At 39.0% G+C, this 16,622-nt stretch carries 14 protein-coding genes; 2 read left to right on the forward strand and 12 right to left on the reverse strand.

What is annotated here, in order from left to right; all coding sequences use genetic code 11:
• Window position 1 precedes the first annotated feature (1 nt).
• The 9 genes from ACRWQM_RS08670 to ACRWQM_RS08710 form a co-directional block, all read right to left on the reverse strand.
• Entirely contained in the window at window positions 2–505 is a 504-nt protein-coding gene (locus ACRWQM_RS08670; protein WP_434931879.1) for a type II toxin-antitoxin system RelB/DinJ family antitoxin, read from the reverse strand.
• Window positions 506–684: 179 nt separating this feature from the next.
• Window positions 685–1,386 (reverse strand): hypothetical protein, encoded by a 702-nt coding sequence (locus ACRWQM_RS08675; RefSeq protein WP_434931880.1) that lies wholly within the window; start codon window positions 1,384–1,386, stop codon window positions 685–687.
• A 176-nt stretch (window positions 1,387–1,562) separates the two neighbouring features.
• The gene (locus tag ACRWQM_RS08680) at window positions 1,563–2,603 is read right to left on the reverse strand and encodes a helix-turn-helix transcriptional regulator (protein ID WP_434931881.1); all 1,041 of its coding nucleotides are present in this window, start codon (window positions 2,601–2,603) and stop codon (window positions 1,563–1,565) included.
• A gap of 43 nt (window positions 2,604–2,646) precedes the next feature.
• The gene (locus ACRWQM_RS08685; RefSeq protein WP_434931882.1) at window positions 2,647–3,636 is read right to left on the reverse strand and encodes a hypothetical protein; all 990 of its coding nucleotides are present in this window, start codon (window positions 3,634–3,636) and stop codon (window positions 2,647–2,649) included.
• A gap of 250 nt (window positions 3,637–3,886) precedes the next feature.
• The gene (locus tag ACRWQM_RS08690; RefSeq protein WP_434931883.1) at window positions 3,887–4,861 is read right to left on the reverse strand and encodes a cell division protein FtsZ; all 975 of its coding nucleotides are present in this window, start codon (window positions 4,859–4,861) and stop codon (window positions 3,887–3,889) included.
• 76 nt (window positions 4,862–4,937) lie between these two features.
• Complete coding sequence (locus ACRWQM_RS08695) at window positions 4,938–5,909, reverse strand: WYL domain-containing protein (protein ID WP_434931884.1); 972 nt, start codon at window positions 5,907–5,909, stop codon at window positions 4,938–4,940.
• A gap of 231 nt (window positions 5,910–6,140) precedes the next feature.
• Complete coding sequence (locus tag ACRWQM_RS08700; RefSeq protein WP_434926144.1) at window positions 6,141–6,410, reverse strand: hypothetical protein; 270 nt, start codon at window positions 6,408–6,410, stop codon at window positions 6,141–6,143.
• Window positions 6,411–6,676: 266 nt separating this feature from the next.
• The gene (locus ACRWQM_RS08705) at window positions 6,677–7,933 is read right to left on the reverse strand and encodes a Y-family DNA polymerase (protein ID WP_434931885.1); all 1,257 of its coding nucleotides are present in this window, start codon (window positions 7,931–7,933) and stop codon (window positions 6,677–6,679) included.
• A 2-nt stretch (window positions 7,934–7,935) separates the two neighbouring features.
• The gene (locus ACRWQM_RS08710) at window positions 7,936–8,355 is read right to left on the reverse strand and encodes a LexA family protein (RefSeq protein ID WP_226409880.1); all 420 of its coding nucleotides are present in this window, start codon (window positions 8,353–8,355) and stop codon (window positions 7,936–7,938) included.
• A 240-nt stretch (window positions 8,356–8,595) separates the two neighbouring features.
• Here ACRWQM_RS08710 and ACRWQM_RS08715 point away from each other — a divergent pair, with 240 nt between their 5' ends.
• Entirely contained in the window at window positions 8,596–9,342 is a 747-nt protein-coding gene (locus tag ACRWQM_RS08715; RefSeq protein WP_434932011.1) for a phosphatase, read from the forward strand.
• A gap of 182 nt (window positions 9,343–9,524) precedes the next feature.
• Here ACRWQM_RS08715 and ACRWQM_RS08720 read toward each other — a convergent pair whose 3' ends face one another.
• Entirely contained in the window at window positions 9,525–11,264 is a 1,740-nt protein-coding gene (locus tag ACRWQM_RS08720) for a DUF885 domain-containing protein (RefSeq protein ID WP_434931886.1), read from the reverse strand.
• Between the two features lie 536 nt (window positions 11,265–11,800).
• Between ACRWQM_RS08720 and ACRWQM_RS08725 the strand changes: the two genes are divergently transcribed.
• Entirely contained in the window at window positions 11,801–12,241 is a 441-nt protein-coding gene (locus ACRWQM_RS08725) for a SirB2 family protein (protein WP_434931887.1), read from the forward strand.
• Window positions 12,242–12,380: 139 nt separating this feature from the next.
• Here ACRWQM_RS08725 and ACRWQM_RS08730 read toward each other — a convergent pair whose 3' ends face one another.
• Complete coding sequence (locus tag ACRWQM_RS08730; protein ID WP_434931888.1) at window positions 12,381–14,780, reverse strand: EAL domain-containing protein; 2,400 nt, start codon at window positions 14,778–14,780, stop codon at window positions 12,381–12,383.
• A gap of 266 nt (window positions 14,781–15,046) precedes the next feature.
• Window positions 15,047–16,459 (reverse strand): LysM peptidoglycan-binding domain-containing protein, encoded by a 1,413-nt coding sequence (locus ACRWQM_RS08735; protein WP_434931889.1) that lies wholly within the window; start codon window positions 16,457–16,459, stop codon window positions 15,047–15,049.
• Window positions 16,460–16,622: the final 163 nt, after the last annotated feature.

A 16,622-nucleotide genomic window follows, 5' to 3' on the forward strand; every position in this document is an offset into this window, starting at 1 on the left:
TTTAACGGCTAACAGATGATGTGTTGCGTTGAATTTGCTTATGCCAATGGGTAAATAGCCCACGGTGCCTGTCGGTCCACTGGGTAGAAATAACGTAATATTGCCCTTTGTGGCGAGCGACTTTTTTAGTGGAGTAGCGGTTATAGCCTTTGGCATCTTGCGCTGCTGTTTTGATATCAGCTTGTTGATTTGTTTTAGCTAGTTTGAGTACCGCAAAGGATAAAGCAAAGACTTCTTTGCAGTAGTCTGGATTTTGTAAATTGAGTAATTCTGATTCAGGTAAACCTTGTTCAACTAACGTTAACAAGGTGTCTGTAATTTGGTTGTTGGTAATACTGGATTTGGCAGACACGTCTTGTTCATCAAGGATTATGGGGAAAGGCAATCCCTTGGATGAAATTGATTTTGTGAGAAAAATACGGATGGCTTGCTCAGTTGTTAGACCTAGCTTACTAAACAATTGTGATGCTTCATTAAGCAATTCCTGCTCGATATTTAGTTCCATGCAAACCTCAATCTTTAACGATACAAAAATACAAAATTGTCGATTTGTAAGATATCACTCAAGTGCTTAGTAAACCAGATAAAATCGCCGTATTTCAATGGGAAATGTGAAATACAGCGATTATAACAACCAGCGATGATTACATATTATTTGAAAATTTAAAGCTATACTTGCTATTGTTAAACAGGTTTGTATTCGAGTACTCTTTTACGATTTGACTTGGCTTTTACTCTTCCAAACTCAGCAGTAAGGTGGGTAAATTCTTCAAGGTAGTCACAGACTAATTGAGTAGGTGATTCAATTAGTCCTTCTGAATCATCTTTAGTAAATACTTGTGCACGAAGGAAACATTTACAATTCCCAACAGAGAATTCAATGACATTATCGTCTATTCGTCCATCTTTTGAAGTGTTTTGTTTTTCTAACTGTTTAATTGTCAGTACAAATTCAAGAACATAGGCATCGTCTGCTCCGTACTTTTCAAGTTGTTGCTTGAAGCATTCAATATCGCCATCTGAAAACTCACATCCTCTTTTTCTCACTTCATCTAATGACATTTCAGCAAGTAAATATGGATGACTGTGCATGTTTCCTAAACGGTAATACCCCAGCTGTTCCGCCAATTGTTCTTTTAGGTCTTCTGCCGCTTCGTTTGATTCAACTGAACCACTTTTCATTTTTGCGGATGTATCAACAGAGACAAATTGTACGATACTGCGGCATTCATCGTCTTTTTCATTGAGTTCAATATCACCATAAACGGATGCATAGAACTCAATACCACTACGCTTGTTATTGCCATGTTTTATCACGAATGCTTCAAATCCGTTCAGTAGCATTTGTGTTAACGCCGATTGAGTCACTTCTACAACATGTTTCATCTATATTCCTTGTTGGTTACAGCAAATACTGTACATAGTCCTGATTGTTAGCAAACAAATGAATACTATAAAATTAAAGTTTATTCAAGAGTTTAGAGTCTTACAATTATTCTTCTAGTGCCAATGTTGTTTGAGATAATAAAATTTGTATCGGTGTAACTTTGCGATCAACTTCACTAATCAACAATTTTATATGCAGCTAACGTTTTACGTAAATTGTCACGCATTCTAGTCCTTAGCTCTTGTGGCTCTAGTACCTCAATGTTTGCGCCTTGTCCCCTTAGCCACCAGTTCAATTGCCAACCATTAATGACTGTTGCACTGAGTTGATATGACCCATCCTCTGATTGATTAATCTTCATGTCATCTGACATAGGGCTTTCGTTTAAAATAAAGGCCAGTTCTTCGCTCACTTTTGCTTTGAGTGCTAATTTGTCACCGTTGCCAAATTGCATTGCACCATCTTGTAAATATTGTTGAAGATTAAAATTTTGCGGACGGATCCCCTGTTCGTGAATGCGGGTTACTGTTTGAAAACGGTGCATAGCAAATCGTTTGATTTGTGCGGTATTTGTACCCTTAGTGATATCTTGAGCAATAACATAAAGCACGTGGCCTCGCTGCACTAAGGCCAGTGGCATAAGCGAATATTCAGCTGCTGATGTGTTTTTTGCTGCGAGATAACGAACCACAATGGTTTGGTCTTTTAATAATGCTTCCTGTATGTCAGTTAATAAACTCTCATCGATTGATGGCGGTTTAAAACCAATATCTGGCATTACACTGGCAACTTTTTCAAACCATTGGGCATTATCATTCTCTGAATTAGAGTCTTTTAAGGTGTTTAATAGCCGACGTGAATGCTCAAAATTATGTTGTAAATGGCGTTGCATCGCCGGAGGCAATAGTTGCTGTAGCGACTTTTCTACTAACATTAACGACAATGCATCCGTTAAACTTATGCTGTCGATATGTGTTCTATTGATACCAAGACCAGACCAACGCCATAGATAGGGTTTTTTGTCTGTTTCTGAATAAATAGGAAAGTACTGCGACAGCACTTCAAGATCTCTTTGTAATGTGCGTTGAGTGACCTCAAACCCTTCACTTTTAAGCTTGCTGAGCAGATCAGCGCTTTTTATTCCCGCATTCGCAGGAATAAATTTAAGTAATGTTTGCTGCCTTAGAAGCGTATTAGCATTTTTATTCTTAGACATAGTAGACCTTTAATCGAATGATGAACCATGACACGACAAAGACTTAGTGATTAAGCAGATAACCTACCTGAAAATATTTCTCGAAGTAATCCATATATTCTGATTTATCTCGGTACCAATATTTTGTTCTTTCTTGAGTATCTTCATCATAATATTCTTCAAATACGTCAATTAGTGTGTCACATTCATTGGCGCTAACGGGGGCTCGGCTCATTAAATACATTAATTCCTCAGGTGCGAACCTTGGCATGTTCATCAACAGAAATAACCAACCTTGCTGCATGGCACAGTGTTTTTGCAAGGTTCTGCGAAACCAGTATTCATAGCCCCATTCTCCAACTGAATAATGTTCTGGCGCAAGCGCTAAGGCTTGCAATAAGCTACTTTGGGGATGAAAATGCATGACTATTTTTGCTGCCAGCATTATAGACACAAAATCTCGATTGAAGGCTTTATTAGGCTCCCTTGGCTTTGATTTCCCCTTTATTGCTGGCAAGGGTAATTTTGATTTAAACCATTTATGTTCAGTACAACTGCGGGGATCTCCGCCATAGCGACGATTTAACCTTTGAATCGTCAGATAATGCGCATCAAGTAATAATTCAGCCTGTTCAAGTAAGACACTCGGTTGCAAAGCGGGATCGCTGCTTTTTGACATTAAATCCATCAATGATTCATTTCTATTGAGAAATAGTGTCCATAAGCTATAAAAAGGTGAATCTTCTTCCATGGCGTATTTTCCTGAGCGCGAACCGCAAAGGGCTTTTACATTTCTAGCTGGGTTTGGAAGCTTACTTTCCCAGCAATCTAATGCGAGACGAACCAATAATGTCATATCGTATTCTTCGGCCCACGGGTTGTTGTCGTCATCTCTCAGAAAATGATCAATCCAATCAAACTCGTGAGATTCTTGGATCCATACGCGCGCTGTCAGACTTGGACGCTCTGAATAACCAATGCCAAATTTATTCTCATCATCAAGGAGAGACAATAACGATTCAGTTTCTTTTTTAAATAATTTAAAGATGATCATTTATCAGCCTCTTAGATTTTCGGTTAATGATTAACGTAAAAAAATTATCGTAATTCTAGAAAAGTCAGTAAATTGATAGACTCTGTTTCCAAACCATCCATAAGAACCTCGATTAACTTCTTGTTGGTTATTATTATACTGAACAGTGCGACAACTTGTGTCGCAAAAACGGTAAATATCACAACTTGACAGACAATGATTAATGCGTTGATTATTAATTACTTATATAACATTTACGGACTAAAAAACATCATCCGCATATTTGTAAAACAGGTTTGGGATTGAACGCAATGCCTGTTGTTAATAAAAACACTTCGATAGCATTTTTTATGGTTGGGTCGATGGTTAATCCTACAATGAGATTGGCCTCTGCACTGATACGTTGTTGGATGATATTACCTATCAGGTGATAGGTATCTAGTGCGAGTTCATGTTGGGATACAATGTTAATTATTGCGCCATTCGCCGAACTGATGTCGATGTTTTCAACCAATGGATTGTCTAATAACCGATTAATCGCCGTTTCGATATCACTGGCATCTTTGGCCTTAGCCATGCCAACTGAAGCAAAACCTTGCGTGTGAATGACCGTTTTAAAGTCACTGATATCAATATTGATGAGTCCCGTTACGCTTAGCATGAAGCTTAAACCTGACAAGGTATCTAATAGCAGTTGGTTACTGATTTTAAACGCATCAATAAGCCTTACTTTACCGCCAAGCACTTTGGATAACCGGTCGTTTGGTAACACGACTAATGCATTACAATATTGCTGTAATGCGTTAATGCCCTCTTCTGCAAATCTAGCTTTTTTCATCCCCTCAAAACTAAAAGGTTTTGTGACTAGCGCAATCACTGGAATATTGTGAGTTTGAGCTATTCTTGCAACCTCTGATATAGCACCAGTGCCTGTTCCGCCTCCCATGCCGGCAGTCATAAAAATAATACTGGCTTGTTCAATAGCCTTTGATATTTCCGCTTCAGACTCAATTGCAGCAAGACGTCCTACATCTGGATTAGCGCCTGCGCCTAAGTTATTCGTTAAAGATTGGCCAATTTGAATGGTGTCGTCTGCTACATTGCCCCTTAATGAGCGTAGATCGGTATTGATGGCTAGAAAGCGAATCTCTGCAAAGTCATGTTTCTTTTGAAGTGCTTGCAGGGTTGAGCAACCACACCCGCCAACGCCGATGACCAGAATAGGCTTTGAGTCAGTGATGAACATAGGTATTTATTCCATTTATTAATATGGAATTCAAGATACGCTAAGGCTGCGTCAGATTGTGACGCACAGGATAATTTTATTCGCTTAACGCAATTAATCGCTGAGTTTGTCTGTAGATATATTGTTTGATTGATGGTGGGTTAAGCACTTTGATTGATGTGGCATGGCTCCAAACTAATTCACGAAAAAATGCCGAATTGATAATCTGGGCTGTAATTTTAACCTGGTCGTTTTCTGTCGCTGTTGCAGTAAATGCATACTGATGAGCCTGAAGCTTGTTAATAAAACTCGACTGTCGATGAGTAATGCATTCAAACTGGATTGTTTCACCACGATAACGGCGACCTTGGTGTGATAAATTAGTGGTACTTATCGATATAGACTTTGAATCAAGTAGTTTGATGTCACTAAAATACTTTACCGGCCATTGATTCAGCTTTGTGTCAGAACCAACTCTGAATACCAGATGTTTTTCACCTGCGTCATCAACAAATGCATAAGGTGATAATTTACTGTAAGCCAAAGAGGCTTGTTCATGTTTGATGAAACGCGTCACTTGAGCACTAACTTCTTTCCCTTGTAAAATTGCTGTTTCCAACTTTAATTGGTCATCTGTTATTTCATGACCACTGTATTTATGTGACATAGATTCTAACCAATGGGTGTGACCATCACTGAGTTTCAGCACTCGATTAGCTTGGGTAAAGGTCTGTTTTAATTGTTGTAAACTGACATTAGGCAAACATAAATGCCCTATACGTTCTAACATAGAAAACGCTAAGGCTGTGTTATTGTCCATTTCAGCTAATTGTATCTTGTGCCAGTCTGCTGAAATTGACCATTTAAATGGCCGTGTTGATTCCTCTACCAGTAAACCACATTGACTGATATTTAAAAGATCTTGAAGATCTCTTTGAATTGCACGGACATTGGTAGAATAACCTCGGCTTACTAACTGATCGCATAGTGTTGCCGCGGTAATCGTTATTGGATGCTTTGGGAGCAAGAAAAGAATAATGACTTTCCTAGTTAACGACTCATACTCCATATATCACCCTAGAAAATTACGACTTAGTCAAAAAGAAAGCTTTGCATAATAACTAGACGATTATCATCATCACAAGTTAAATAATATTCAAACATAACGACTGTAGATATTATCATCAAAAAATTATCTTTACTGGTCAAGTCAAACTAGACACTTTGAGTTGAGAACTTTCAAACTCTACCGGTGGCAACATTTATCGGGACTAACAAAACTGGAATTTATGAGTTGTTATTAATCTTCCATCCAATCTATATTCGGTAGTGCATCCAAATGCTGGCTATAACGTATTTCGTTAAAAGAGGCACCATTTTTCATGACATCGAAAACTTCGATAGCCAACGCGCAAGCCATCAATTGAATTGCGTCTTCACGCGGTGTACCTGTCATGACTAAACGCATTAAGGTTTCTTTTACTTTTTTCGGTTCACTGTCGGCGATTTGATTTTCGACGACTTCAATGAGTGTTTCTTCAGTCATGTAACTATCTTGCTGATTATCCATTATAACGACTCTGTTTAAATACTTAACGTCATTATGCCGCAAGCATGGTGTAAGCAATAGCGTAAACTCCGAATTATTCGAGCATTGCCGTCAAGAATGTAACGTTAAGGTTGAGTAAAATTTATCTGTGTTGATAACCTGATTGGATTTTGTGCACCGTAACGACATTTTTTGAGACGACAATATCATCGACTAACACTTTTATCTTCGTTTCGGAATGTTCAGCCCGTGCAAGTTACCTTACGATTTTTAGATTGGCTTGTTCTTTAGCACTTAATTGTTGGCAAGCTTTTCCAATTAGTTGTGTATTGCGGCGTCAGTAATTCTCGTCGCATGGCCCATTTATGTTCAATGCCTTGAGTGGCTACAAATAATGTATCTGTGCCATAGCGTTGATTGATAGCATCAAGCGTTTTCATCAATGCTGGATTAGCTTTAGGTTGGTTAAATAAATCGAATTGGGTGTGTTTTTCACAGCTTAAATCCAGCAGACCTACGCCAATTTTGTAATAGTGAACACCGGTTCTAAATAGTTTTACTGCTGCGTTGCTCATGGCCTGGGTTAACTCTTTGGTACAATTTGTCGGGCATGCAAATGATACGAGCACTTTGAAGTTGACGGGATGGTCATCATAGGGTGAGTTACTGGCAAACAGCATCATTGTTTTGCAATGTGAACCCTGCTTGCGTGCCTTTCCAGCCGCAATACCAACATGTTTACTCAATGCTTGCAGCAATGAGTCATAATCAACAATACGCTCACCGACACTGCGGGTAGAAAAGATTTGTTGCTTATCTGCCCTCGCCTCATCCCATACTTTACATACCTGACCGTTTAACTCGCGCACTGTACGTTCAATTTCAATGCTGAATTGTTTACGTGCTAAGCCTGCTGGCATATTGGCCAGTTCAAATGCACTATTGATATTCATTAAAGCTAATTTTTTACTAATACGCCGACCCACTCCCCAAACATCACCGGCACTCATTGATTGTAAAATGGCTATTCGCTCAGGCTCGTTATCAATGACACAAACACCTTTGTAGGCTTGTATTTTCTTCGCAGCATGATTGGCCACTTTCGCTAAGGTTAAGGTGGGTCCCATGCCCACGCAAACCGGCAGACGCGCTTCTTTCCATACTGCACGACGAATTAATTGACCCTGGGTGCGTAAACATTGAATGGCGGGATAACACTGCTTGAATGAAAGAAAGCTTTCATCGATGGAATACACATGCTGTTCGGGGGCAAAACGGCCAATGATACTCATCATTTTCATCGATAAATCGGCATAGAGTTCGTAGTTACTTGAGCAGGCTATAACGCCTTTTTGTTGGCACAAGTGCTTAACCTGGAAGTAAGGCGAAAACTTTGGTACGCCCAGCTCTTTAGCCTGACGGTTAGCCGCAACTATGCAGCCGTCGTTATTACTCAACACTATAATGGGTTTACCGCGCCAGTCTGGACGAAAGACCTGCTCTGCACTGCAATAAAATGAATTCGCATCAACTAAAGCAAACATGGTTAACTCACCTGGGGCGAGCTAGCCAGTAAAGGGCTTTGGCGATGACAACGAATAGAGCGAATCACCACGCCTTCAATATTGAATGAGTCATAATAGTTTATCGCTTGCGGCTGATATAACTCATTAGATGACAATAATAACCTGCGGTTTTTATCCAGAATTTTACACACAAACTCACCATTAAAATTGGCAACAATCACATCACCATGACGGGCGGTTTCATGGCGATCAACAATCAATAGGTCGCCATAAAAAATACCGACGCCCTGCATTGAGTCACCACTCGCGACGCCAATAAAAGTGGCATTAGGATGTTCAATCAATAGTTCATCTAGGCTTAACGATAACTGTAAATACTCAGATGCAGGACTTTCAAAACCGGTAATCCCCGCACTGGCATGAATAGGAATAATGCGCATAATAAACACCACTGTATAAATATACAGTTATTGTATTATATTGAAGGATTATTGTCAGTTTTTAATTAAAATCAAAAAATCATCACCCAATTTTTTAGCTTTAGAGCAAGATCAATCAACAAGGTAATTTAAGCCGGGGCGATTTATGACAGATCTAAACCGCGCATATTTAATAGAGAATAGATGCTTTACAGCGTAAACTGTTTGTTTATGTTTTTGATAAAGAGAGCCAGATCCGTGATTAAATTCTCTGTTGATACCCACGCACACACCATAGCTTCAACCCACGCATACAGTACTGTTCATGACTATTTTTCGATAGCCAAAACTAAAGGTATTAAACTTTTTGCAATTACTGATCATGGGCCTGATATGGCAGATGCGCCCCACTTTTGGCATTTTGTGAATATGCGAGTATTGCCAAGAATTGTGGATGGTGTTGGTATGCTGCGCGGTATTGAAGCGAATATAAAAAATGATCTAGGTGAAATTGATTTTTACGGCAGCTATTTAACCGATCTCGATATTGTCTTGGCGGGTTTTCATGAGCCGGTATTCCCACCATCTAGCCAAGAAGCGCATACACAAGCACTTATCAATTGCATTGAAAGTGGCCACGTTGACATCATTACCCACCCCGGGAATCCGTCATATCCGATTGACATTAAACGGGTTGCGAAAGCCGCCGCTGAGCACAATGTCGCGCTTGAAATTAATAACTCGTCTTTCTTAACCTCTCGTAAAGGCAGTTTAGCTAACTGCACTGACATTGCGAGTGCAGTGAAACACGCTGGCGGATTATTAGTGATGGGTTCGGACTCTCACGTTGCATTTAGCTTGGGCGGCTTTGAAAAGTGCATTGAAGTTATTGATGCAGTGGATTTTCCAATCGAGCGATTATTAAATCGCAGCCCTGAAGCATTACTGTCATTTTTAACGGCAAGAGGCCACACCAATTTAGATGAATACGCGGTGTTAATCGATTAGCCATAAAATGATTTACTACATCAGCTTTAATGTGAGTATGTGGTGAGTGTTATGGCGTTTATTGGGCGCGAGTAATGAATTGAATGTTAAATAAAAAACCCCATTAAAGTGCTCTTTAAATGGGATTTTTATCATCAATTTATCGCTGAGCCTATCGCTGACCGTATAGCTCGCTTAATAGATTAGTTTTGGGTTAAAAAACGTTGTTTAACCGCTTCAGCCATTAAGTGTGGTGGAATTAAGCCTTGTTCTAGCACAAAGTTATTAAAGGCTAAACGGTCAAATTTGTCACCCAAGGCCAATTCAACATCGGCTCTTATTTCAAGTAACCTTGATAAACCATAAAAGTAGCTGCCCGCCTGTCCAGGCATGCGCATGGTGTAACGGTCTACTTCTTGTTTTACTGCGGCTTTTGAGAACACCACATCATTGCTTAATAAATTGTAAGCCTGCTCTTTGGTGGCTAACCCTAAATTTAGCATCGGGTCTAACATGGCACGGGCGTTACGTAATAGTCGATGTTGCAAGGCGATGAGTTGGCCTTCAATGGGTAAATAAGGCAGCATTTCAGCTTCAGCATAAAGTGCCCAACCTTCTACGTTGACGCTATTAAACGCATAATACACGCGAGCCAATGACACACCTTGCTCTAGCATGACGGCAAATTGCAGTTCATGCCCAGGTCGACCTTCGTGAGCACTTAATGTGTACGCAACCGCGTTAAAGTTAAAGTCATCATAAGCGGCATCACCACTTAATGCGGGGTTGCCGGTTGTCAGTACAAATTGACCTTGCTCGCCAGTGTTACCAATAAACGGGGGTGGCAACATATGCGGCGCTGGGCTGCCCGCAGCCTCTGCATCGCTGGCAAGACGCATAATCATATTACGTTTTGGTAAGTCGACAACCGCTTGCGCAGTAATAATGCCTTCCAGTTTAGTGTTAATTTCGCGATAGTGGTTTTCAATTTTATCGTTACCTAATGAGTCTTTTTTGAGCGTTTTAATCACATCTCGATAATCACTCGATGGCATATCAAACTTTGCTGCCACTAACGGAGCCAAAGCTTGCATGTTCGCTTTGGTGATCATGTAACTTGCTTTTGCACGTTCAATAAGCAAATTTGGGTCTATATCAATTCCTGCACTTTTAAGTTTTAACGCATAAATTTCAGATGGCAATTTATAGTCAGTACGCGCATGAGGAATAACCGTTTTTTCAGCCCATTGACGGTAATCTGTAATTTGTTTTTTTAACAGCGCTAAATTATCGTCGGCTTGACTGAAGTCATTTTTATCAAATAATTGCTGTAAACCTTGCAGTAAGGTGTCGGTTCTGGCTAATGCTTGTTCTACTTCTTCTTTAGTTGGGCCGAGTAATGCTTTATTGTTTAACGCTGTTTCAAACAAGGTTTTTGCTTGCTCAGTTAATGCGGGTTGACCGGTTTTACCGACATAACAAGCCAAACGCGTTATAGCAGCTTGTTTGCGGCTGTCAGCCATTTGCTGATCCAATAATGCCGATACCCCTCTAAAAATAATTAATGGGACATCAACCCAAGGTAACATGTACTTATCATCTAACTGGTCTGCCAAAATAGTCTGATCAATATCGTCGATAATAATATTAAGATCTTGGCGAACAGGTAAAAGAGTTTCTGTTTCCAGTGCTTTTAGTAAGGTTTTCTTACTGTTATTAAGCGTTTTAATGTACTTATCTTGTTGTGCTTTGGTAATACTGCTACACAGATTGTCGGCTTCTGTAATACCTATTGAGCTGGCCATTTCGGGTTGAAACTGGCTGGTTATCTGGATCTGTTTATTGGTGTATTGATTACTCACATCTACCCAAGTACTCGCAGAAGCAGTCATTGGAATTAACATCAGCAATGGGATAATTGTGGTGAGTTTTTTGCCTGACATCGACTAAATCCTTTTTATTTGGCCTTTATTTCGGCTTATTATTTTAGGCGATTACTATAACTGAATTTCAGCACCAATAGATAAATACCCAGTTAGCTATTCTGTAACGAATCGTTATCAATACTGAATTGTAAGCCGAGTGGCACGTCATCTCTATTTGCTTGCTTTATCGCGAGTATAATGCACTTTTCATCAAGACACTTAATCACCAAGGATAGATATAGGTACATAGATTTTTGCGTGATAGAACACTTTTAATGTGAAATATAAATGTACTATTAATATTGAATAAAGAACTCAATGTTAACATGCATATCGAACGTCATATTTTTGATCGTTAAGGTATCTTTGATTTGGCATTTTAAGCTGGATTGAACTTAACGTTGCTGTTTCGCGTAGTGATAGATAAAGTAGTATAAGAATATAAAGGATTTGTAATAATACTTTTAATTTCAGGGGCTTATAATTAACTTTGTTTTAATTAATAAATCAATAGTATCAGTTTTAATCAACATCACTTTTTAGGGAATAACACCATGTACATGATAGTTAAACACGCCCATCTGACAATAATTGCACTGACGTTTATATTTTTCATCATCAATTTTGTGTTAACGATGAGAGGTTCTGACAAGGTGAATAACAAACTGCTAAAGGTCGGCCCGCATGTTTTGTACACGCTATTTATCTGTAGTTTTATCTACCTTGTCGTGGTTAACCCACTTAACTTATATCCATTCGTAAACGGCTGGGCCTCTTCTAAGTTAGGCGGCTTTGTACTTTATGTATTATCTATTACGTTGGCACTTAAGTGGGCAAAGTCAACCTTGTGGCGTGTAGTCGGTTTGATGAGTGCCATATTTTGGCTAGTGATGAGTGCACGATTAGGGTTTGCTGATCATCTTAAATCTAAAGCCGTTGCTGATGGCAATACCTACATTGAGTTAGGACAGTCGTTACTTATCGCTGTTAGCTAGGCTCAATTTTATAACAGTGGCTAATTCTGTTTGGCCACTGTTATGAATAACTCAAATTAGTACCTGCAATCATAGTGATAGCGATGCGATAGATTATCCACAATAGTTTACTTATCGTTACCCTATTCTTCTGCCATCATCAATACTTAGTGGCTTGAGTGAATAAAATATCAAATTGAGTTATGGGTACTGGTCGACTAAATAAGTAGCCTTGAAAATGAGTACAACCTTGGCTGACTAGATATTGCTGTTGTGGCACAGTTTCAACACCTTCAGCAATCACATTTAATCCTAAGCTGTGCGCCATAGAAATAATGGTCTTAACAATTGTTTTATCGTTAGTATCGACACCTAAATCACGAACAAACGACTGATCTATTTTAAGTTGATGTAGTGGTAATGTTTTTAGGTACTGTAACGATGAATATCCGGTTCCAAAATCATCTAATGAAAACTGGATACCCATTGTAGCGAGTGTATTCATTTTATGAATAATGGTTTCAATATTATTCAATAGTATACTTTCTGTTAATTCAATTTTAAGTAGACTAGGATTAATACTATATTTATCAATACTATTCTTTATTATTTCAACAAAATCAGCTTGATGAAACTGTCTGGCACTGACATTAATAGATAATGATAGCCCCGCAGTGCTGTTATTTTCTTGCCAGGCTTTAAGTTGAATACAGGCCGATTCAAGTACCCACTGTCCTATATTGAGAATAATTCCAGTGTCTTCTGCTAGTGGAATAAAATCTAACGGTGAAACGATACCTCTCTTCGGATTAATCCAGCGGATAAGGGCCTCTACACCTATAGGGGTGTTAGAACTGTCTACTTGAACTTGATAGTATAATTGAAATTGATTGTGTTCTAGGGCAAATAGCAAGTCACGTTCAAGCTCAACTCTATTGATAAGAATACTCTCCATCTGGGGGTCAAAGAAACAAAAGGCATTGCGGCCTGATTTCTTAGCTTGGTACATGGAAATATCAGCTTGTTTAAGCAATTCGTCTGAAGTTGTTTTATGCCCTAGAAATAATGCAGCCCCTATACTAGTGCTAGTTGAATAACTATGCCCCGCTATGTTGTATGACTGATTAATACTGTTCAAAATATTAGCCGCAATAGCTTTAACCTCTGTTGCGGCCATCACGGCGTTAATGTGTAAACTTTCTAACAGAATGACAAATTCATCACCACCAAAGCGAGAAACGGTATCACCTTTACGCATAATAGTGATTAAACGATTAGCGACCTGTTGCAATAACATATCGCCAATATCATGACCCAGGGTGTCATTAAGTGTCTTGAAATTATCGAGGTCAAGGAATAATAATGCCCCATAGTGGTTGCTACGTTCGCTCAGTATTAATGCTTGTTTTAACCGGTCATCTAACAATCGACGGTTTGGTAATTTTGTCAGCGGGTCAAAGTAGGCTAGTCTTTCTATTTGAATGGCGTCTTCTTTTTGCTTACTGATATCTTGAACCATCGCCATTACATAATCAACATTGCCATTTGTTTTACGAACACAGCGAACAACTAGCATGGTGGAAATGACTTTACCCGTTCGACTAATAAAACGTTTTTCTAAACTGTAACCATCAATTTCATTAGCAAGTAATTTGGTGAATTGTTCTAGATCGGCGGCTAAATCATCTGGATGAGTTAAATCAACCCATGTTAACGCCTTGAGTTGTTCTTCGGTATATTCCAACATGGTACAAAGACAAGAATTTATACTGACCCAGCCTTTATCTGCTGAGGTCACTGTTAAGCCAACTAAATCTAATGAATAAAATGAGGCTAACTGCGCTTCTCTTAAGGCTAGGCTATCAAGCATTTTATCGAAATGCTTGGCCAGTGACGCAGCCTCATCATCGCCCTGCATATTTACGCGTAAATGAGTTGATCCTGTTTGTACTTTATCGGCGACTTTTTGGATTATATGCAAGCGACGAGTTAAATAACGGCTAGCTAAGGTCGTAATCAAAACACCAAAAAAAATTGCAGCAAGTACATAAAAGAAGCTGTATATTTTGATTTGCATAATTTCTTCTAGATAAGTTTTTTTAGTTAAATCAATAATCACCCAACCCACTTTGCGTTCTACTAATATAATAGCCTTAGCAAACTCTATGCTATTTTTTGAATACTTTACATGTTGAGTTTCAATATCATTCGGAAGCGTCTTGATGTGCGCCCCCACTTGGCTGGGATCGGTATGCGCCAGAACTTGCCCCTGTAAACCAATGACAATGGCATGCTTTAGATCGGGATAGTGTGATAAGGCACTGACAATTTCCTGAAGACCATCAAAGTCTCGCGAGGAAATCAAAATGGCAGAAGATGACGATAAAGTATCAGCAAGGGCAATGGCTTGCTCTTTATACTGTTGAATTTTAATTGTCTGTTGATGCTGAGTCGTATTCCAAATAAATAACCCCATCACCAAGATCACGGTTATTGTCATACCCGCGACCATTTGGCGATGTAATGAGCCTACGAGTATTTGTTGCAGTTTTTTAATCATAAATGACTTCCACTGGTCGCACGTTTTCAGCAAAATTATATATGTGCGTACAACATCATCAGTATCACTAGTTTAGTTAGATGGAACGGTTTCCATACCGATAATATTTAAATTTGTTTTTATCCGAAAATGTTATTTTCTAAAAGTGAATTTATTACTAATGTAAAATACTGTTTTTGCACATAATCAATACTTAACAAGCACGTTTCAGGATAATTATAGATTACTCTAAGCAATTAATTTACAACTTAGTACTTTAATGGGCCTTACTGGGTTCGTTGTTTATTGTGTGGCTGATGATAAAACATTAATGTCTTACCCACACTTAACCTGTCTTTATCGGTCATATTATTCCAGCGAGTGATCTGCTCTACACTGACTTTATATACCCTGGCGATGCTCCAAAGTGTATCGCCATACTGAACTGTGTGGTTACCGTTAACGGCGGTTTCACCTTTAGGCGTTCGAACTGTATTTGCCATTGTGGGTTTATTCGATGAAACTTGAGCAGATTTGGCGGCCGCCAGTTCTACATCGAGTATCACTTGTGACGTTAAATGTGGCATAAAAAGTATTTGGCCTGCGATAATCCTATCACCACTAATGTCATTCATTTCTTGAATTTTAGACACGCTTATTTGATGACGTTTAGCAATAGCACTTATATTGTCACCTGCTTTTATCTGATATTTGAACCATTTAACTCTTTCACTAATGTTGGTGTCTTCAAGCGCTTTTTTAAACTGATTCACTTTACTGACTGGCACAACCAATTGATGTGGTCCGTCGGGCGATGTTGCCCAGCGATTAAACCCCGGGTTTAACTTTTGTAGTCGAGTAATGGGTATATTCGCCAGGTCGGCTGCTACAGCGATATCAATTTGACTACCGACATCAATCACTTCAACGAGCGGTTTGTTAGGAATTGATTGAAGGTTAATGCCATAACGTTCGGCATGTTTTATGACATCTGCAATTGCCAGTAATTGCGGTACGTATTGTCTGGTTTCTTTGGGTAAGGGTAAAGCCCAAAAGTCGGTGCTTAAGCCCCTAGCTTCATTGTATCTGATAGCCTCTCGCAACCGGCCTTCACCCGCATTGTATGCTGCTAATGCGTATAACCAGTTGTCAGTTTTTTTATACAAGTATTCCAACATATCTAATGCTGCAGTTGTGGCTGCAGGGACATCTCTTCTGCCGTCATACCACCAATTCATTTCTAATCCGAAATGACTGGCCATGGGAGAAGTAAATTGCCATAAGCCTGATGCATCGGCGCTGGAATAAGCAAGTGGATTAAAAGAGCTTTCAACCATAGGTAATAAAGCAAGCTCTATCGGTAAGTCTCTATCGTTAAATTCTTCAACAATTAAATATAAAAATGGTTTCGCACGTTGTGAAATAAGTTCTAGATGCTGTGGATTATTGATATACCATTGTCGATATTGATTAACTAACTGTTCATCAGGAATAGGGATATCCATCGAAAAACGGATACGTTCCCACACATCACCACTATCTTGATATGGGCGACGGACTAAAGACTTAGGCACTTTTAATGATGTTGTATTATCAATATTACGAGAGATTTTTTCTGTTTCGACATCTTTAACCGTCACGGTTTGGCAACCACTTAACAGGATAAAACCTGTAGCAATAACAAAAATTGATGTTCTCAATTAAAGATGTTCCTTGGCAATGGCGTCGATATTTATGTGATTCGATCGCAAATTTTTTAAACAAAAAGTTACACATTGTAATTTAGTTTTATTTTTCTAGCCATATGTTTAACTGCCTCATCTGTTGAAACGATATCAACAACAGATGAATACTGAAACAATT

Origin of the sequence: Shewanella sp. HL-SH5, assembly GCF_051163755.1 — a bacterium.
Classification (GTDB): Bacteria; Pseudomonadota; Gammaproteobacteria; order Enterobacterales; family Shewanellaceae; genus Shewanella; species Shewanella glacialimarina.